We start from the raw sequence: 17823 nt of genomic DNA, 5'->3' as shown, positions 1-17823 counted from the left end.
ACATTTCTATCTAGCCACTACAGCGGCGATGCAGCCCGGCGCCGATTATGTAAATATCCCCTTACAAATCGACCGGCCGCTTGCATCGATTCCGCCGTCGCGAACAAATCTCCTTCCCGCCCCGAAACCCCCAACGTCACGTCCGCCGCCACGCCGCGCCGGTATACTTGGCTACTTTGCCCTAGCCAGCCGCTCCCCACCGCCACATGGTGACATCTCTCATCGTCCGACTCGTTGCATGGTCGGTACGCCGCCCCGTCTGGGTCGTCGTCCTGTCGCTCGTCATCGCCGCCTTCAGCGGCGTCTACGTCGCGCAGCATTTCAAGATCAACACCGACATCAGCAAGCTCGTCGATGCGGAACCACAATGGGCCGCGCTCGGCCAGGCGATCGACAATGCGTTCCCGCAACGCAACGGCACGATCCTCGCGGTCGTCGAGGCGCCCGCGCCCGAATTCGCGAATGCCGCCGCGCATGCGCTGACCGAGGCGCTGCAGAAGCAGGCCGATGCCGGCCGCATCGGCCAGGTCGCCGAGCCCGGCGGCGGGCCGTTCTTCGAGCACAACGGGCTGCTGTTCCTGTCGCCGCAGGAAGTCTCCGATACGACGTCGCAGCTCGCGAGCGCGCGCCCGCTCGTCAACGAACTCGCGAAGAACCCGAGCCTGACCGGGCTCGCGACGACGCTGGCCACCACGCTCGGCCAGCCGCTGCTGACCGGCCAGGTGAAGCTGCCCGCGATGGCGAAGCTGCTCGCGCGCAGCGCCGCGACGGTGGACGACGTGCTGGCCGGCAAGCCGGCCGCGTTCTCGTGGCGCGCGCTGGTCGACAGCGATGCCGCGCGGCAGCCCGCGCGCGCGTTCGTCACCGTGCAGCCCGTGGTCAACTACGGCGCGCTGAAGGCCGGCGCGGAAACCAGCCAGGTGATCCGCGACGCGGCCCGTTCGCTCGACCTCGAGAAGCGCTACGGCGCGGCCGTGCGCCTGACCGGCGAACAGCCGCTCGCCGACGACGAATTCGCGTCGGTCGAGGACGGCGCCGCGCTCAACGGCGCCCTCACGCTGCTGGCCGTACTCGTGATCCTGTGGCTTGCGCTGCGCTCGAAGCGGATGATCGGCTCGGTGCTCGTCACGCTGTTCGTCGGCCTCGTCGTGACCGCCGCGCTCGGCCTCGCGATGGTCGGCTCGCTGAACATGATCTCGGTCGCGTTCATGGTGCTGTTCGTCGGCCTCGGCGTCGACTTTTCGATCCAGTACGGCGTGAAGTACCGCGAGGAACGCTTCCGCGACCCGCGCATCGATCACGCGCTGATCGGCGCCGCGCACTCGATGGGCATGCCGCTCGCGCTGGCCACCGCGGCTGTTGCCGCGAGCTTCTTCTCGTTCATCCCCACGGCCTATCGCGGCGTGTCCGAGCTTGGCCTGATCGCGGGCGTCGGGATGTTCGTCGCCCTGCTGACCACGCTCACGCTGCTGCCCGCGCTGCTGCGCCTGTTCGCGCCGCCGGGCGAATCGAAGACGCCGGGCTTTCCGTGGCTCGCGCCGGTCGACGATTTTCTCGACCGCCATCGCAAGCCGATCCTGATCGGCACGCTCGTGGTCGTAATCGGCGCGCTGCCGCTGCTCGCGTTCCTGCGCTTCGACTTCAACCCGCTGCACCTGAAGGATCCGCACAGCGAATCGATGGCGACGCTGCTCGCGCTGAAGGATTCGCCCGAAGCGGCCGTCAACGACGTCACGCTGCTCGCGCCGTCGCTCGCGGACGCCGACGCGGCCGCGAAGCGTCTCGACGCGCTGCCCGAAGTCGGCCGCACGACCACCCTGTCGACCTTTATCCCCACCGACCAGCCGGCCAAGCGCGCGGCGATCGCCGCGGCCGCGGGCGACCTGCTGCCCGCGCTGACGCAGCCGGCCGCGCCGCCCGCGACCGACGCGCAGCGCGTCGCCGCGCTCAAGCGCGTGTCGGACCTGCTGGGCTACGCGGCCGAAGATCACCCGGGCCCGGGCGCGGCAGCCGCGCAGCATTTGTCCGCATCGCTCGCGAAGCTCGCCGCCGCCGACAGCGCGACGCGCGACCGCGCCGAGCGCGCGTTCTCCGACACGCTGCGTATCGCGCTCAACCAGCTCGCGATGCTGCTGCAGCCGCAGGACGTCACGCGCGAATCGCTGCCGCCGCAGCTCGTCCGCGACTGGATCGCGCCGGACGGCCATGCGCTCGTGCAGATCTCGCCGAAGGTGCCGAAGGGCGTCGACCCGAACGACGACACGATGCTGCGCCGCTTCGCGAAAACCGTGAAGGCCGCGGAACCGGGCACGACCGGCGGGCCGATCTCGATCCTGCATTCGGCCGACACGATCATCAACGCGTTCCTGCACGCGGCGCTGTGGTCGATCATGTCGATCACGATCCTGCTGTGGGTCACGCTGCGCCGCTTCGGCGACGTGCTGCGCACGCTGGTGCCGCTGCTCGTGTCGGGCGTCGTGACGCTCGAGATGTGCGTCGTGCTCGGCATGCCGCTCAACTTCGCGAACATCATCGCGCTGCCGCTGATGCTCGGCGTCGGCGTCGCGTTCAAGGTGTATTTCGTGATGGCGTGGCGCGCGGGGCAGACGGGGTTGCTGCATTCGAGCCTCACGCATGCGGTGCTGTTCAGCGCCGCGACGACGGCAACCGCATTCGGCAGCCTGTGGCTGTCGCACCACCCGGGCACGTCGAGCATGGGCAAGCTGCTCGCGCTGGCACTGACCTGCACGCTGATCGGCGCCGTGGTGTTCCAGCCCGTACTGATGGGCAAACCGCGTGTCAAACGCGCCAAGAACCAAACGCAAGGAATCAATGAATAAGGTGCGAATCATTGCGGCGACCGTCGCCGCCAGCGCGATGCTGACCGGCTGCGCGACGGGACCGAACCGCAATCCCAACGACCCGCTCGAGCCGATGAACCGGACGATGTACAAGATCAACGACGCGGTCGATTCGAACATCGCCGTGCCGATCGCGAAGGGTTACCAGAAGATCACGCCGACGCCCGTGCGCACCGCGATCAGCAACTTCTTCTCGAACCTCGGCGATCTCGGCAACATGGCGAACAACCTGCTGCAGTTGCGCATCACCGATGCGACGCAGGATCTGATGCGCGTGGCGATGAACTCGCTGTTCGGCGTCGCCGGCCTGATCGACATCGCGACGCCGGCCGGCCTGCCGAAGCATCACCAGGATTTCGGCCTGACGCTCGCGCGCTGGGGCGTGCCGTCCGGCCCGTACCTGGTGCTGCCCGTGTTCGGGCCGAGCACGGTCCGCGACGGTGTCGGCCGTGCGGTGGACGTGCGCTTCAACCTGCTCAACTACATCGAGCCGGCCGCGCGCAACCCGATGTACATCGGGCAGTTCATCAGCGCGCGTTCGGACCTGCTCGGCGCGACCGACCTGCTGAAGCAGGCCGCGCTCGATCCGTATTCGTTCGTGCGCGATGCGTACCTGCAGCAGCGCAAGTCGCTGACGTATCGCAGCCAGTCGTCGTCGGCCACGCTGCCGAACTACAGCGAGCCGGGTGAATCGGGCGCGGCACCTGCCGCGACGCCGGCCGTGCCGGGGCTGCCGAACTACGAGGATCCGGGCGAGTCGGGCGGCGCATCGGGCACCATGCCGAACAACGCGCCGGCCGCGCCGGGGTTGCCGCAGTACGATGATCCGGGTGCGGACAATGCGATGCCCGCGAGCGCGCCTGCCGCAGCTCCGGCATCGGCAGCAACACCGGCGTCGTCCGGCTCGGCGACAGCGCCGGCACCGGCCGCTCCCGCGATGCCTGCGAGCACGCCGGCCGCGCAGTAACGCCGCAACAACGGCGACCGCCGCAAAGACAAAGCGCGCTGCATGATGCAGCGCGCTTTTTTTTGTCCGCGCGAAACGGGAAACCGGGAAGAGGGGAAGAAGGGGGAGAGACGGAAACGCGGCGCGTGCCGCTCAGACGATCCGCATCGCGCCCGCACGCTCGAACGCGTGCCGCGCCTGGATCAGCGTCGTACGCGCCGCACGCGCGTCGCTCGCGACCTGCAGCAGCGGGCCGAGCTGCGACGGCTGCTTCAGCAACTCGCGCAGGATCGGCAGGATCGCCGTGCTGCCGTCGTCGCGCAGGCCGGCCGTCGCCGCGCTCGGCAGCGTGCGCCACGCCGGATCGACGATCGCGCGGCACACCGCGAACGGCACGCCGCGCGCGGCCGCGAAGGCCGCCGCGATATGCGACTCCATATCGACGGCGAGCGCGCCCTTCGCGTGGTGCAGCGATGCCTTTTCCTGTTCGCTGATCACCGGCGCGCCGACCGCCGCGATCGTGCCGCGCGTGACGCGCGCCCAGACCGGCGTGTCGTGCAGCGCGGCGACGAGCCGTGCGCTCCAGCCCGTATCGGTCTCGACGCGGCCGAACGGCCCGTCGATCGCGTTCGCGATCACGAGCGCGCCGGGCGCCAGATCGGGCGCGAGCCCGCCCGCCGTGCCGAAGCTCACGATACCCGCGCAACCGCGTGCGGTCGCGTCGGCCAGCGCGCGCTCGAGCCGGTCGGCCCGCGCGGCGTACACGGCCTCGACGCCGTCACCGCGCGCGATGCGCGCCTCGAACGCCATCCCCGTCACCGCGATGACGGGCAATGCGCCGTTGTGTTGAGACACGCCCACCCGTTACATCCCGACCGTAACGCGCGTGGCGTTATCGCGCTTCAGGTTGCGGTAGCGCGCCAGCGCCCACAGCGGGAAGAACTTGCGATAACCGTGGTAACGCAGGTAGAACACGCGCGGGAAGCCCGTCGCGGTGAAGCGCGTCTCGTCCCACAGGCCTTCTGCGTTCTGCTGGGCAACCAGGTAGTCGACACCGCGCGCAACGGCCGGGTTGTTCACCTCGCCGGCCGCCATCAGGCCGAGCAGCGCCCAGGCCGTCTGCGACGCCGTGCTCGGCGCCTGCTCGAAACCGCGGTAGTTCAGCTTGTAGCTGTCACCATCCTCGCCCCAGCCGCCGTCCTTGTTCTGGATCGACAGCAGCCACTGCGCGCCGCGCTTCATGCGCGGATCTTCCGGCCCGAGGCCGGCCGCGTTCAGCGAGGACAGCGCGGTCCACGTGCCGTACACGTAGTTCATCCCCCAGCGGCCGTACCAACTGCCGTCCGGTTCCTGCTCCTTCAGCATGTAGTCGAGCGCGCGGCGTGCCGGCTCGCTGTTCGCGGCCGTCTCACCGAGCTGCGACAGCATCGACAGGCAGCGTCCCGACACGTCGGACGTCGGCGGATCGAGCAGCGCGCCGTGATCGGAGAACGGGATGTTGTTCAGGTAGTACTGCGTGTTTTCCGGTTCGAACGCGCCCCAGCCGCCGTCGCTGCTCTGCATGCCGACGACCCATTCGCGCGCGCGCGCCATCGACTCGCGATAAGTGTCCGACTGCCGGAGCTTCTGCGCACGGTCCATCGCCATCACGACCACGGCCGTATCGTCGACGTCCGGGTAGTGCGCGTTCGCGTACTGGAACGCCCAGCCGCCGGGCCGCACGTTCGGGCGGCGCGAGATCCAGTCGCCGCGCACGTCGAGGATCTGCAGCGGGCGCAGCCAGTCGAGGCCGCGCAGCACGGCTTCTTCCGCGCGCGCATCGCCCGTTTCCAGCAGCGCGTGCGCCGCGAGCGACGTGTCCCACACCGGCGACAGGCACGGTTGGCAATATGCTTCGTCATCCTGCACGACGAGCAGCTTCTCGACCGACTTTCGCGCGATCGCGCGGTTCGGATGATCTTCCGCGTAGCCGAGCACGTCGTACATCATCACCGAGTTGGCCATCGCCGGATAGATCGCGCCGAGGCCGTCCTCGCCGTTCAGGCGCTCGTCGACGAACGACACGGCCTGACGGATCGCGCGTTCGCGCGTGTAGCTCGGGAACAGCCCGTCGACCGCGCGCAGCGCATGGTCGACCACGCGGAAGAACGCGAACCAGCCGGGGCTCTGGTGACCCTGGCGCGGCAGCAGCCCGGCGTTGACGGGCGGATCGATGAACAGTTCGTCGATGCGCACGCCGCGCGGGTTCTTCGCGAGCGGGCGCTTCGCGTTCAGCACGAGCAGCGGCACGATCACGGTGCGCGCCCAGTACGACACCTTCGACAGGTGGAACGGGAACCACTGCGGCAGCATCATGATCTCGACCGGCATCATCGGCACCGCGCGCCACGGAATCGCACCGAACAGCGCGAGCTGGATGCGCGTGAACACGTTCGACATCTCGGCGCCGCCCATCGCATGGATCGCCTTGCGCGCGCGCTGCATGTGCTCCGCGTTCTCGTCGTCGCCGATCACCTTCAGCGCGAAATACGCCTTCACGCTCGCGCTGATGTTCGGCGCGCCGTCGGTGAACAGCGGCCAGCCGCCGTCCGCCTGCTGGATACGACGCAGATACCGGCCGATCTTCTGTTCGAGCTCGAGGTTCGGCGTCTCGCCGAGATAGTGGACGAGCAGCACGTATTCGGCGGGAATCGTCGAATCGGCTTCGAGTTCGTAGACCCAGTGTCCGTCCGCTTTCTGCGCGGCCAGCAGTGCGTCGGTCGCACGCGCAACGGCGGCGTCGACGTCGGCCGGCGCGGTGCCGGCGGACAGGGTAGCCATTTCGGTGAGATCGTTCATCGGTCCCTCTCTTATTGTGTCTGGAGCACGTCCGCGGCCAGCTGGCCGGAACGGATCGCGCCCTCGATCGTGGCGGGCAAACCGGTGGCAATCCAGTCACCCGCCAGCACAAGATTGGTCCAGCGCGTACGCACGGCCGGACGTTTCATTTCCTGCGACGGCACCGCCGCAAAGCCCGCGCGCGGCTCGACGACGAGCTGCCACGCGGGGATGGTTTCCGGGTTCGCGCCCGTCACGCGCGCGACGTCTTCCCAGATGCGCCGCGCGAGCGTGTCGCGCGGCGTGTCGAGCCAGCGGCCCGCGTCGCGGATCGTTGCCGCGAGCTGACCGCCGCCGGTACGCACCGCATCGACGACGCCGTTGACGACCGTCGTTTGCAGCGGGCTGCCGGCCGGCGATTCGACCGCGAAATACGCGGTCACGACCGCGCTGAACGTGTCGGGCGCGGTGAGTTCGGGGACGAGCGGCTGCGCGACCTCGGGCGGCACGGCCAGCACGACCGCGTCGCCCGGCGCGAGATCGATGCGCTCGCCGCCGATCGCGACCGCATCGACCGCATTGCCGTGCGCGCCGAATTCGAGCGCGTCGAGCCGCGAGTTCAGCCGGATCTGTGCGCCGCCGTGCTGCAGCATCCGCAGCGCCGGTTCGACGAATGCGCTGCCGAGCCCGTGGCGCGCGACGAGCGGACGGCAACCCGGGCCGCCCGCGGCAAACGTGGCGCACAGCGCCGCGCGCGCGAGTTCGGCGCTTGCGTGGCGCGGCTCGACATTCAGCACACCGAGAAAATACGGCCGCAGCCAACGATCCCACAGCACGCCGTCGCATCGCATCGTCTGTGCGAGTGAACGGCCCGTGCGCGCCAACGCGAGCGGGGCGAGCGCGAGGTAATCGAGCGGCGTCGTGCCCGGCGCGCGCGACGCGACATCGAACAGCCACGACGGCCAGCGCCCGTTGCCGAAGCGCAGCGTCCAGCGCTGCTGCGACGCGACGTCGACGACCGGAAATTCCGGCAGCGCGGGCCCCACGAGATGATCGGCCGCGCCGATCGCGCGCAGGTAGCGCTGCGTCGCGGGTTGTCCCGCGAATACCGCGTGCAGCCCGCTGTCGAGCGTCGTGTTCAGCGTCCCGTCGAACCACGAGCGGCAGCGGCCGCCCGCATGCGCGTGCGCGTCGTGCAGCACGATGCGCCGCCCGCGACGTTGCAGCTCGACCGCGGCCGACAGGCCCGCGAGTCCTGCGCCGATCACGTGGACGGTTCTGGGCATCGACTCGGTCGGCTCAGAACAGCGCGTAGCGCGCGGCGATCATCAGCATGCGCGCTTTCGGCTTGCGCAGCGGCGCGCGCGGAGCGGCAAAGCCGCGTGCGATCGCGGCTTCGAGAATGCAGCGATACGCGCCCGACATGATGCGCGGCGCCTTCACCTGTGCACGCGTGCAGGTATCCATCACCGCGTCGGCCTGGCGGAAGTGCTCGAACGCGCGCTCGACGAGCGTCGCGCATACGCGCGGCAGCGCCGGATCGCGCACGATCGTCGCCGGATCGGTGATCGCGATGCCTTCGCGCGCGAGCAGCTCGCGCGGCAGGTAACAGCGGTTGATCGCCGCGTCGTCGTCGATGTCGCGCAGGATGTTGGTCAGTTGCAGCGCACGGCCGAGGTGGTGCGACAGCTTGATCCCTTCGGCTTCCGGTATCCCGAAGATCCTCACCGACAACCGGCCGGCCGCGCTCGCCACGCGATCGCAGAACAGGTCGAGCGTCGGCTCGTCGGGCGCGCAGATATCCTCGACCGCGTCCATCGCCATCCCGTCGATCATCGCGTGGAAATCGTCGCGCTGCAGGTTGAACGCGCGGATCTCGCGGTCGAGCGCGGCCAGATGGCGCGGCGGCCGGCCCGCGAAGCACGCATCGATGTCCGCGCGCCAGCGATCGAGGCCTGCGGTGCGCTCGGCGCGCGGCAGGTCGCTGTCGGCAATGTCGTCGACCGCGCGGCAGAACGCGTAGACCTGGAACATCGCATCGCGCTGCACCGCCGGCAGGATGCGCATCGCAAGATAGAAAGAACTGCCCGATGTGACGGCAGCGGCGTCGGTTTCTTGTTCGTCCACGACGGAATTGGAAACGGCCAAGACAAGCTCCACGGAGACACCCACGCGGGGCGATTGAAGAAGCCATGCCCGGCTGGGATGGTCAGGGTGTCAAATGCGTGCGAGATATGCGAACGTTCGACGCAGACAGGCACAAAATACCGGCCGGAAGCCGGAATTGGGCGAAAGTATAGCAATCTTTGAAGTTCGATGGCGGACACGCGCCACGCTCGGCGGAGCGCCGGGAACCGCCGGCAGGCCGGCGCGGCCGACTTCGGCGGAAATGGACGCCGCGTGGCGCCGCTGGCCGGTCAGCCGTAAACGATGTCGCGCTGCAGATCGAGCGCGATGAGCCCCATTTCGCGCGTCAGCTGCAGCATCGAACGGCGTTCGAGGCGCGAGCCCATGAAACTCGTCACGCCGCCGTCGGGCTCCGCGGTGAACTGGAATACCGCGCCGCCGGTGCCGAACCACGCGCCCGGTACGTCGGGCGATTCCTGCCAGTCGATCTGCTCGAATATGCGCGCGATCCCCGCGCGCACCAGGTCGCCGGGGCCGATCGGCGGCGCGATCTCGCCCAGGTCGTCGAGCGAATAGGGGCCGGGTTTGTTCGGCTTCCGATAGAAGAGATAGTCGACGTTCATGGGGAGCAATCGGGGCAAAGCATCAAATTAGCGCGCTTCGGCACAAATTCATATCGGATCCGGACGAAATGTGGCCTGCACGAGACAAGAGGGACGGATCGTGGCCGGCCGCGCGATCGCACCGTGCGTTCGCGTTTGATTGCGTGCGGGTTCGTCTAAGATGGGACCTTTCTCAAAGCACACGGACACCATGGAGACGAACGTAAGCGCCACCCCGCAGTCCGACCATCCCGTTTTCGTGCTCGTGCACGGCGCCTGGCACGGCGCGTGGTGCTACGCGCACCTCGCCGCGGCACTGGCCGCGCGCGGCTACCTGTCGATCGCGCGCGACCTGCCCGCACACGGCATCAATGCCCGCTTTCCCGCGTCCTACCTCGAACGGCCGCTCGACAAGGACGCGTTCGGCGCCGAGCCGTCGCCGGTCGCGAACACGACACTCGACGATTACGCGACGCAGGTGATGCAGGCCGTCGACGACGCGTACGCGCTCGGCCACGGCAAGGTCGTGCTCGTCGGGCACAGCATGGGTGGCCTCGCGATCACGGCGGCCGCCGAACGCGCGCCGGACAAGATCGCGAAGATCGTCTATCTCGCGGCATTCATGCCCGCATCGGGCGTACCGGGCCTCGACTACGTGCGCGCGCCGGAAAACAAGGGCGAGCTGCTCGGCCCGCTGATGCTCGCGAGCCCGCGCGTCGCCGGCGCGCTGCGCATCGATCCGCGCAGCGGCGACGCCGCGTATCGCGACCTGGCGAAGCGCGCGCTGTATGACGACGTGTCGCAAGCCGACTTCGAGGCCGTCGCGAACCTGATGACCTGCGATGTGCCGGCCGCGCCGTTCGCGACCGCGATTCCGACGACCACCTCACGGTGGGGCGCGATCGATCGCCACTACATCAAGTGTCTGCAGGATCGCGTGATCCTGCCTGCGCTGCAGCAGCGCTTCATCGACGAAGCCGACGCGTTCGCGCCCGGCAATCCGACCCACGTCCACCAGCTCGACAGCAGCCATTCGCCGTTCGTGTCGCAGCCGGCCGTGCTGGCCGGTGTGCTCGCCGATATCGCAAAAAGCTGAACGCGGCGTGGCGCGCCGCAGCCGCTCCGCGCAATGCGGGGCGGGCGCGCCTACGCGTAGGCGACCGAGCGGTCGCGCCCGAGCCGCTTCGCGCGATAGAGCGCCGCGTCGGCCTCGTTGACGAGCACGTCGCTGGTCGGCGCACCCGTCTTCGCGCACGCGCCGCCGACGCTCGCCGTCACCGGCACGCTGACGCCCTCCGCATCGACCGGCTCGCTGCCGATCGCGTCTCGCACCTTGTCGGCCACCCGCATCGCCTCGTCGAGACTCGTGCACGGCAGCAGCAGCGCGAATTCCTCGCCGCCGAAACGGCCGAACGTATCCTGCGCGCGCACGATCGACGCGACGCGGCGCGCCGTCTCGCGCAGCACGGCGTCGCCGGCCGCATGCCCGAAGCGGTCGTTGATCGTCTTGAAATGGTCGAGGTCGAACAGCAGCACCGACATGTCGCCGCCGTAGCGCTGCCAGCGCGCGAATTCGTCGCCGAGCCGCGCCTCGAAGAAGCGCCGGTTCGCGATGCCGGTCAGCCCGTCGCGATTCGCGTGTTCGCGCAGCTTCGCAACCGCTTCCTCGCGCTCGCGCTGCATCACGCTCACGTGCGTGACGTCCGAGATCGTCACGCACACGGCCTCGACGTCGCGGCCGCGCGTGAGCGGCATGAACGTGCAGTCCTGCTGCATGTAGTCGACGCCGCCGGTGATCGGCCGGTCGTGCTCGAAGCGGAACAGGTAGGGCCGCTGCTCCCACGAGCTGAATGCAAAGCTGCCGAGCTGGAACACGCTCTCGAGCTTGCGCGACAGCCACGCGAGCGGCAGCTCCGGAAAGCAGTCGAACAGGTTGCGGCCGATCACGTCGGCGGCCGGGATGCCGCTGTGGTCCTGCATGAAGCGATTCCACATCAGCACGGTCATCGAGCGGTCGAGCACGAACAGGCCGAAGCCCACCCGCTCGATCACGAGGTCGCTCAGCGACGGGGCGGCGGCCGTCATAGCGCGGACAGCAACGCGTCGAGCGCGTCGCCCATCAGGCGCATCGAATCCTCGGCCATCAGCATCACGAAGTGGGCACGGAACGCATGATCCTCGAGCCCGAAGTTCACCTCGAGCAGCAGCGCGACGCTCCACGCGAGCACGGTCGGCTGGAAGACGTCGTCGAACGACACGTTCGACCCGAGCAGCCCCGGCGGAAAGAATACGGGCTTGCGGCCGAGCTCGTCGAGGATCGACGCGACGCATGCGCCCATCAGCACGTTCGCGACGTCGAGCACGACTTCGTCGGGCGTCGCCATCCCGCCGTACACGCCGTCGCCGAACGTGCGGTCGACGACCGTCGTGAGTCGCGCGACGCTTGCGGTGCGGCACAGCACGATCGCCTCGCCCTTGATGTCGGAGCGAAAGCCCTGGCGCACGGCGGTCACGTTGTCGTGAATGCCCGTCATCTCGCGCAGCGCGTCGCCCGCATCGGCCGCTTTCACGACGCGCACGCGCGGCACCGACAGCTCGATGAAGCGCCCGAGCAACAATGCAAGCCGCGCGGCGGCGCGGCCCATCGCAAGGTTGGCGATCTCCTGCAACGCGTCGCGTTGCTCCGCCGTGAACACCGATTCAGGCATACAACCCATACTCCTTGAGAATGGGCAGCAATGCCTCCGACGTCACGGGCTTGGCAACGAATGCGATCGCGCCCAATTCGCGCACGCGTGCTTGCGCCTGCGGCTGGATATCGGCGGATACCACGATCACGAACGTGTTCAGATCTTCGTGGCGCAGTGTCTCCAGGACCTGATATCCGCTCATGTCGGGCATCGTCAGATCCAGAAACATCACGGAAGCTTTGCCGTCACGATAGAGCGCCAAGGCCTCGCGACCATTCGTTGCATACGCGACGTCGACGTCCCAGCCTCCCGGCAGCGCCTTTGTCAGAAGTTTGCGAGCGAGCAGGGAATCGTCGGCAATTACAATCGGCAAAGGCATGGAGCGAAGCGGTATACGGAATGGTCTCTCTCGCGTTAACGACCGCGCGGCGCACTTCTTGAGGCGTCATGCGTTCGGGCGCAGGCAACCGCCTTGCGGCCGCGCGCGGGCGCCGCGAGCGGGTGCGCGCGACGCACCACGCGGCGAACGCCGGCGGGCGCATATTTCTGTCATTGGGAAAGCAAGGCGCGATTCTCGGAGTAAACCGAAGGCGATGCAACTCGCCATATTCACCATTTCGAACAGAATCGATCCGATCGCGCGTCATTCCGAAAACAGCCGCGACCATTTTTGAGATATGTACGCAAAATTTTTCCTTGTGTACGTTTGCGCTGCCGGATTCGTCGCGTTTTCAATCTGACAGTTGCCCCCTGTCGAAATCGACAGGATCGCGCGCGTACGGGGCCGCGCAGCGGGCCATCGCAACTCGTTTATGATGGCAGACACCTCCGCCTCACCCGCTTCCTCGATGACGTCCGAACGGCCTGCCGACTCCCGCGCCCCCGCCTCCACTCCCGCCGACGACTGGCAGGACGACGGAAGCTACGCGGCCGGCGCGCCCGAGCACGATTTCGCGGTCCGCCGCGTGACGCTGATCGTGCTGCTCGTCGCGGCGATCGTACTGCCCTGCATCTACGTGATGGTGATGGCGTACAACGACCTGCAGGCGCGCGAGGCCGCCGCGAGCGACGTGACGATGCGCACCGTGCGCGTCGCCGAGGAGCACGCGCTCAAGGTGTTCGACCTGAGCGAAACGCTCGATGCGCGCATCGTCGACCTCGTGCAGGACATGGACGACGCCACCGTGCGCAGCAAGGAATCCGACATCCACGAAGCGCTGAACACGATCGGCGGCGGTTATCCGCAGGTGGCCGCCGTGTCGATCTTCGGCGCGAGCGGGATGCTGCTCGCCAACAGCCTCTACTATCCGGCGCCGTATGCGTCGATCGCGAACCGCGACGACTTCGCCGGCATCCGCGACGGCAAGGTCATCGAACACATCTCGCGGCTGATGATGGGGCCGCTCAAGCTCGAGAACATTCCGGTGTTCAACACGGGCGTCGCGCGGCGCCATAGCGACGGTTCGTTCGCCGGGATGGTGTCGATCGCGCTGAAGTCGTCGTATTTCAATGCGTTCTATCGCGACCTGCTCGGCGGCGCGAGCACGCCGATGACGATGGCGCTCGCGCGCTCCGACGGCGCGGTGATCGCGTCGTATCCGCCGCCGCCGTCGCTCGCGCACACCGATCGCACCGTCACGTTCGGCGACACGCGCAACGATCCGCGTGCCGGCGTCGTGCGTGTGCGCCACGACGGCGCGAGCAGCGAGATCGTCGCGTACCGCCAGGTCGGCAGCTATCCCGTCTACGTGACGTGCGCTTACCGCACGTCGGCGATCTGGCATGAATGGTACGAACACCTGAGCGTGCTGTTCATCTCGATGTTCGCGCCGTCGGTCGCGCTGTGGTCCGTGATCTGGCTGTCGCTCAAGCGGCTGAAGGCGGAAGAGGAGGCGTGGGACCGCTGGCAGGCGGAAGCGTCGATGCGGCGCTCGATCGAATCGGCGTACCGGCAGTCGCGCAAGATGCAGGCGCTCGGCAACCTCGTCGGCAGCGTCGCGCACGACTTCAACAACCTGCTGATGATCATCTCGAGCAACGTGCAGATCGCGCGGCGGCGCGGCGTCCAGCATCTCGACAAGGAACTCGGCGCGATCGAACGCGCGCTGAAGAACGGGCAGTCGCTCACGCGCCAGCTCCTCGGCGTCGCACGCAAGCAGCCGCTGCACAACGAGACGATCGACGTCGGCCAATGGGTCGGCACGTGCCGCGAACTGCTGAAGACGTCGCTCGGTTCGAAATCGTCGCTGGTCGTCGCGATCGAGCCCGGCGTCTGGCCGATCCGCGTCGACGTCGCGGAGCTCGAACTCGCGGTGATCAACCTCGCGGTCAACGCGCGCGACGCGATGACGACCGGCGGCCGCTTCACGGTCGGCGCGCGCAACGTGACGCTGCGCCGCGAGGACGGCTTTCCGCTGACCGGCGATTTCGTGCAGATCTCGCTCGACGATACGGGCTCGGGCATGGCGCCCGACGTGCTCGCGCGCGCGTTCGAACCGCTGTTCACGACGAAGGCGCAGGGAATGGGAACGGGGCTCGGCCTGCCGCAGGTGTTCGCGTTCTGCGAACGCTCGGGCGGCCTCGCGACGATCGACAGCGCGGTCGGCGCCGGCACGTCGGTGCGCCTCTATCTGCCGCGCGCGCATGCCGAGGACGTCGTTGCGCGACCGCAGGCCGCCGTCGTCCACGACACCAGCGCGCTCGCCGGCCTGCACGTGCTGCTCGTCGAGGACAACAGCGAAGTCGCGGCCGGCACGGAAGCGCTGCTTTCGCTGCTCGGGCACCGCGTGACCTATGCGCCCACCGCCGACGACGCATTGCGCCTGATCGAGGGCGCGGCCGCGAACGACGCGTTCGACCTCGTGATTTCGGATATCCACATGCCGGGCAGCCTGAACGGCATCGACCTCGCCGAGGCGATCGACAAGCGGCCGGGGAAGCTGCCCGTGATTCTCGTCACCGGTTATGCGGAGGAGCTCGACCGCACGCGCACCGTCAACGTCCGCGTGCTGTCGAAACCGTTCGACATTGCGCTGCTCGACGAGATCCTGCTGGGCTTCCGCGAAGCGCGCGACGCGCGGCACGCCGGTGCGTGACCCGCGGTGTGCGGGCCGGCGCCGGCTGCGTGAACGGGCGCGACGATCGGGCTGACGCCGTCAGGCCGACTTCAGCAGGCGCACCCAGCCCGCGTAACGATCGACGAAGCCCTGCAGGAACTTGCGGGTGTCCTCGCTGACGATCTGGCCCTGCTCGTCGATGCGCGCCGCGTCGTGCTTGATGAACATCTCGGGCTGGCCGAGCGTCTTCACGTCGAGATACGCGAGCACGTTGCGCAGGTGCTGTTGCGCCAGCGCGGTGCCCGTCGCGCCCGGCGATGTGCCGAGCACCGCGCCCGGCTTGCCCGACCACGAGTTGGAACCCCACGGGCGCGAGCCCCAGTCGAGTGCGTTCTTCAGCACGCCCGGAATCGACCGGTTGTACTCGGGCGTGACGAACAGCAGCGCGTCGGCGGCTTCGATCGACTGCTTGAAACGCTTCGCGACTTCCGGGAAATCCGCGTCGTAGTCCTGGCTGTACAGCGGCAGTTCGCCGATCTCGACGAACTCGAATGAAAAATCGGCGGGGGCGAGCGAGATCACGGCGTGCGCGAGCGCGCGGTTCCAGGAAGCGCGGCGCAGACTGCCGACGACGACCGCAATACGATAGGACATGGAATTCTCCTTCCGGTGAGTGAGGAATCGAATCGATTGCTTCCGAACAGGCGACAAAGGTCTGTTTATAGGCAAGCCAGCCCGCGAACCGCCCGACGGGGCCGTCAGGCCGACTTTCCACAAGGTTTTCCACAGAAATTGTGGATAACTCGACCGTTATGTTCTGATGTTACAGATTGCCCGCCGCGCGGCGCCGTCGACGCGCGATACGGGTTTCGGCAAGCATAACGCAGCGCGCCGGCCGGTTTCGTGAATGCGTGACGGAACATCCGTTGCAGGCCGGCACCGTGACCAGTAAGCTGCTCGCACCACGACGCGCCCGCTCTTTGGCGCAAGCGCGATCGCTTCGAGACACTGCCACCCAGACATGCCGTCCGCGTACGACGACCCCGACTATCTCGCGCAACTGCGGCGCGACCTGCTGCGCTTCGCGCGACTCCAGCTCCGCGATACCGACGCGGCCGAAGACGCCGTGCAGGAAGCACTGACCGCCGCGTGGTCGCACGCGGGCGATTTCGCGGGACTGTCGGCCCATAAGACCTGGGTGTTCGGCATCCTGCGCAACAAGCTGATCGACGTGCTGCGTGCGCGGCAGCGGACGGTGAGCCTGTCCGCGCTCGACGCCGAGCTCGACGGCGAATCCGTGCTCGATCGCGAACTGTTCAAGGAAAACGGGCACTGGGCCCCGCATACGAAACCGCACCCGTGGCCGCGCCCCGAAACGCTGCTGCAGCAGCAGCAATTCTGGACGCTGTTCCAGGTTTGCCTCGACCACCTTCCGGAGCAGATCGGGCGCGTGTTCATGATGCGAGAATTTCTCGATGTCGAGATTACGGACATCTGCAACGAATTGACGCTGACGACGAATCATTGCAGCGTGCTGCTGTATCGAGCGCGCACGCGCCTGCGAACCTGCTTGAGCGAAAAAGGACTGACGACCGAAGATGCTGCCGGGGAAATGTACTGACGTGACGCGCCTGCTGTCGGATGCGCTCGACCGCCATCTGACCCTGCATGAGCGCCTGCAGGTGCGCGTGCACCTGCCGACCTGCAGCGGATGCAGAGCCTATCGTGGGCAGATTGCGCTGCTGCGGACAGCCGCGAAAGCGGCGGCAGGGCGGGGGCCTGGCGATGATGGCACGTCGTCAGGAAAGGACTAGACGCGCGTTGCGACTATCGTCCGGACGGTGGGTGGTATGCTGCCCGGCGATCGCGCCGGCTTCGATTGCCGATGCATGCGCCGGGCCGATGCAATAAGAAAAATACGCCGGGCAAGAATTATTCGAACAGCGCTTGCACCGCTTCGGGCGGACGACCGATGGCCGCCTTCCCGCGATAGACGACGATGGGGCGCTGCAGCAGGATCGGGTGAGCGACGATCGCCGCGTAGGCTTGCGCATCGGTCAGATCCGCGCGGGCCAGATTCAGCATCTTGTACGGTTCCTCGCCGTCGCGGAGCATGTCGCGAACCGGGCGGCCAAGCTGCCGATGCAGCGTTTCCAGTTCCTCGATCGTCGGCGGCGTCTTCAGGTACTCGACGACGTTCAACGGCGTACCGGCGGTATTCAGCGACTCGACCAACGCAAGCGTCTCGCGCGACTTCGAGCATCGGGGGTTGTGGTAGATCGTGATCATCATTCAGGCCTGGATGGAAGAGCCCTGTATTGTAGCCAGTCTGTATCGGGTGTCTCGGCGAGGCGGCCGCGGCGAGATCGGGTGCGGATTCGATGCTTCGCTGGAGCGGAGTGGCAACGCTTGCGGTGTTGGGGTGAGCCACGAGAGGGGAGAGCCATCGGGGTGCGCGTCAATGCATTGATGTGTTTATGCGCATAAAGTCGGGGGGCCCGTTATCCGGGATGACGGATGTGGGCCGGCGAGCGAACGCATCGCGATCGTCGTGTCGGGCCTTGAGGGAAGCAGACGGCAAGTGGGTACGTCGGTGGGTTTATGCGCATAAAGCGTGTGATGGCCGAGTGAGGTACGTCGCGGATTCATGGTGTGCCTGAGTGCCGAGGCTTCTTCGGTATCGACGCGATCACTGCGCCGATAGGCTACCTCGTCAGTGCATCG

16 protein-coding genes are annotated in these 17823 nt (G+C 67.7%); 6 read left to right on the top strand and 10 right to left on the bottom strand.

Going from position 1 to position 17823, the window contains the following annotated elements; translation table 11 throughout:
- The first annotated feature begins 206 nt into the window (after positions 1–206).
- Both VL15_RS31575 and VL15_RS31570 read left to right on the top strand, forming a co-directional pair.
- Positions 207–2840, top strand: coding sequence for an MMPL family transporter (locus VL15_RS31575; RefSeq protein ID WP_048250688.1), 2634 nt, complete (start codon positions 207–209; stop codon positions 2838–2840).
- Entirely contained in the window at positions 2833–3828 is a 996-nt protein-coding gene (locus VL15_RS31570) for a VacJ family lipoprotein (RefSeq protein ID WP_048250687.1), read from the top strand. The genes VL15_RS31575 and VL15_RS31570 overlap by 8 nt, the downstream gene beginning before the upstream one ends.
- 132 nt (positions 3829–3960) lie before the next feature.
- Here VL15_RS31570 and VL15_RS31565 read toward each other — a convergent pair whose 3' ends face one another.
- The 5 genes from VL15_RS31565 to VL15_RS31545 form a co-directional block, all read right to left on the bottom strand.
- Complete coding sequence (locus tag VL15_RS31565; protein ID WP_048250686.1) at positions 3961–4617, bottom strand: phosphorylase; 657 nt, start codon at positions 4615–4617, stop codon at positions 3961–3963.
- A gap of 54 nt (positions 4618–4671) precedes the next feature.
- Positions 4672–6645, bottom strand: coding sequence for a squalene--hopene cyclase (gene shc, locus VL15_RS31560; RefSeq protein WP_048250684.1), 1974 nt, complete (start codon positions 6643–6645; stop codon positions 4672–4674).
- Between the two features lie 11 nt (positions 6646–6656).
- Complete coding sequence (gene hpnE, locus VL15_RS31555; RefSeq protein WP_048250683.1) at positions 6657–7910, bottom strand: hydroxysqualene dehydroxylase HpnE; 1254 nt, start codon at positions 7908–7910, stop codon at positions 6657–6659.
- A gap of 13 nt (positions 7911–7923) precedes the next feature.
- Positions 7924–8772 (bottom strand): presqualene diphosphate synthase HpnD, encoded by an 849-nt coding sequence (gene hpnD, locus VL15_RS31550; RefSeq protein ID WP_048250681.1) that lies wholly within the window; start codon positions 8770–8772, stop codon positions 7924–7926.
- Positions 8773–9041: 269 nt separating this feature from the next.
- Positions 9042–9374, bottom strand: a complete 333-nt coding sequence (locus VL15_RS31545; RefSeq protein WP_048250680.1) for a hypothetical protein — start codon at positions 9372–9374, stop codon at positions 9042–9044.
- A gap of 190 nt (positions 9375–9564) precedes the next feature.
- Here VL15_RS31545 and VL15_RS31540 point away from each other — a divergent pair, with 190 nt between their 5' ends.
- Entirely contained in the window at positions 9565–10449 is an 885-nt protein-coding gene (locus VL15_RS31540) for an alpha/beta fold hydrolase (RefSeq protein WP_048250678.1), read from the top strand.
- 50 nt (positions 10450–10499) lie between these two features.
- Here the strand turns inward: VL15_RS31540 and VL15_RS31535 are convergent, their stop codons facing one another.
- From VL15_RS31535 to VL15_RS31525, 3 genes are read right to left on the bottom strand one after another with little or no spacing between them, the layout of a single operon-like run.
- A complete protein-coding gene (locus VL15_RS31535; protein ID WP_048250677.1) occupies positions 10500–11438 on the bottom strand; it encodes a GGDEF domain-containing protein in 939 nt (312 codons plus the stop codon).
- Positions 11435–12061: a chemotaxis protein CheC gene (locus VL15_RS31530; protein ID WP_048250676.1), complete on the bottom strand. Its 627-nt coding sequence runs from the start codon at positions 12059–12061 to the stop codon at positions 11435–11437. The genes VL15_RS31535 and VL15_RS31530 overlap by 4 nt, the downstream gene beginning before the upstream one ends.
- The gene (locus tag VL15_RS31525; protein ID WP_048250675.1) at positions 12054–12422 is read right to left on the bottom strand and encodes a response regulator; all 369 of its coding nucleotides are present in this window, start codon (positions 12420–12422) and stop codon (positions 12054–12056) included. The genes VL15_RS31530 and VL15_RS31525 overlap by 8 nt, the downstream gene beginning before the upstream one ends.
- A 469-nt stretch (positions 12423–12891) precedes the next feature.
- Here VL15_RS31525 and VL15_RS31520 point away from each other — a divergent pair, with 469 nt between their 5' ends.
- The gene (locus tag VL15_RS31520) at positions 12892–15138 is read left to right on the top strand and encodes a hybrid sensor histidine kinase/response regulator (RefSeq protein WP_048250674.1); all 2247 of its coding nucleotides are present in this window, start codon (positions 12892–12894) and stop codon (positions 15136–15138) included.
- A gap of 60 nt (positions 15139–15198) precedes the next feature.
- On the opposite strand, the gene VL15_RS31515 is transcribed toward VL15_RS31520, so the two are convergent.
- A complete protein-coding gene (locus tag VL15_RS31515) occupies positions 15199–15753 on the bottom strand; it encodes an NADPH-dependent FMN reductase (RefSeq protein ID WP_048250672.1) in 555 nt (184 codons plus the stop codon).
- A 367-nt stretch (positions 15754–16120) separates the two neighbouring features.
- Between VL15_RS31515 and VL15_RS31510 the strand changes: the two genes are divergently transcribed.
- A complete protein-coding gene (locus VL15_RS31510; RefSeq protein WP_048250671.1) occupies positions 16121–16720 on the top strand; it encodes an RNA polymerase factor sigma-70 in 600 nt (199 codons plus the stop codon).
- A complete protein-coding gene (locus VL15_RS40925; protein ID WP_080971015.1) occupies positions 16698–16913 on the top strand; it encodes a zf-HC2 domain-containing protein in 216 nt (71 codons plus the stop codon). Before VL15_RS31510 ends, VL15_RS40925 begins: the two co-directional genes overlap by 23 nt.
- A 118-nt stretch (positions 16914–17031) precedes the next feature.
- On the opposite strand, the gene arsC is transcribed toward VL15_RS40925, so the two are convergent.
- Positions 17032–17391, bottom strand: a complete 360-nt coding sequence (gene arsC / locus VL15_RS31505; RefSeq protein WP_048250670.1) for an arsenate reductase (glutaredoxin) — start codon at positions 17389–17391, stop codon at positions 17032–17034.
- Positions 17392–17823 lie beyond the last annotated feature (432 nt).

Origin of the sequence: Burkholderia cepacia (assembly GCF_001039005.1) — a bacterium.
Classification (GTDB): domain Bacteria; phylum Pseudomonadota; class Gammaproteobacteria; order Burkholderiales; family Burkholderiaceae; genus Burkholderia; species Burkholderia theae.
This window is presented reverse-complemented; position numbering and strand designations above follow the sequence as displayed.

What these genes read in the sequence shown, in the direction of transcription:
- VL15_RS31575 (WP_048250688.1), top strand. Translation starts at nt 207, where the DNA reads ATGGTGACATCTCTCATCGTCCGACTCGTTGCATGGTCGGTACGCCGC.
- VL15_RS31570 (WP_048250687.1), top strand. Translation starts at nt 2,833, where the DNA reads ATGAATAAGGTGCGAATCATTGCGGCGACCGTCGCCGCCAGCGCGATG.
- VL15_RS31565 (WP_048250686.1), bottom strand. Translation starts at nt 4,617, where the DNA reads ATGGCGTTCGAGGCGCGCATCGCGCGCGGTGACGGCGTCGAGGCCGTG.
- shc (WP_048250684.1), bottom strand. Translation starts at nt 6,645, where the DNA reads ATGAACGATCTCACCGAAATGGCTACCCTGTCCGCCGGCACCGCGCCG.
- hpnE (WP_048250683.1), bottom strand. Translation starts at nt 7,910, where the DNA reads ATGCCCAGAACCGTCCACGTGATCGGCGCAGGACTCGCGGGCCTGTCG.
- VL15_RS31545 (WP_048250680.1), bottom strand. Translation starts at nt 9,374, where the DNA reads ATGAACGTCGACTATCTCTTCTATCGGAAGCCGAACAAACCCGGCCCC.
- VL15_RS31540 (WP_048250678.1), top strand. Translation starts at nt 9,565, where the DNA reads ATGGAGACGAACGTAAGCGCCACCCCGCAGTCCGACCATCCCGTTTTC.
- VL15_RS31535 (WP_048250677.1), bottom strand. Translation starts at nt 11,438, where the DNA reads ATGACGGCCGCCGCCCCGTCGCTGAGCGACCTCGTGATCGAGCGGGTG.
- VL15_RS31530 (WP_048250676.1), bottom strand. Translation starts at nt 12,061, where the DNA reads ATGCCTGAATCGGTGTTCACGGCGGAGCAACGCGACGCGTTGCAGGAG.
- VL15_RS31525 (WP_048250675.1), bottom strand. Translation starts at nt 12,422, where the DNA reads ATGCCTTTGCCGATTGTAATTGCCGACGATTCCCTGCTCGCTCGCAAA.
- VL15_RS31520 (WP_048250674.1), top strand. Translation starts at nt 12,892, where the DNA reads ATGACGTCCGAACGGCCTGCCGACTCCCGCGCCCCCGCCTCCACTCCC.
- VL15_RS31515 (WP_048250672.1), bottom strand. Translation starts at nt 15,753, where the DNA reads ATGTCCTATCGTATTGCGGTCGTCGTCGGCAGTCTGCGCCGCGCTTCC.
- VL15_RS31510 (WP_048250671.1), top strand. Translation starts at nt 16,121, where the DNA reads ATGCCGTCCGCGTACGACGACCCCGACTATCTCGCGCAACTGCGGCGC.
- VL15_RS40925 (WP_080971015.1), top strand. Translation starts at nt 16,698, where the DNA reads ATGCTGCCGGGGAAATGTACTGACGTGACGCGCCTGCTGTCGGATGCG.
- arsC (WP_048250670.1), bottom strand. Translation starts at nt 17,391, where the DNA reads ATGATGATCACGATCTACCACAACCCCCGATGCTCGAAGTCGCGCGAG.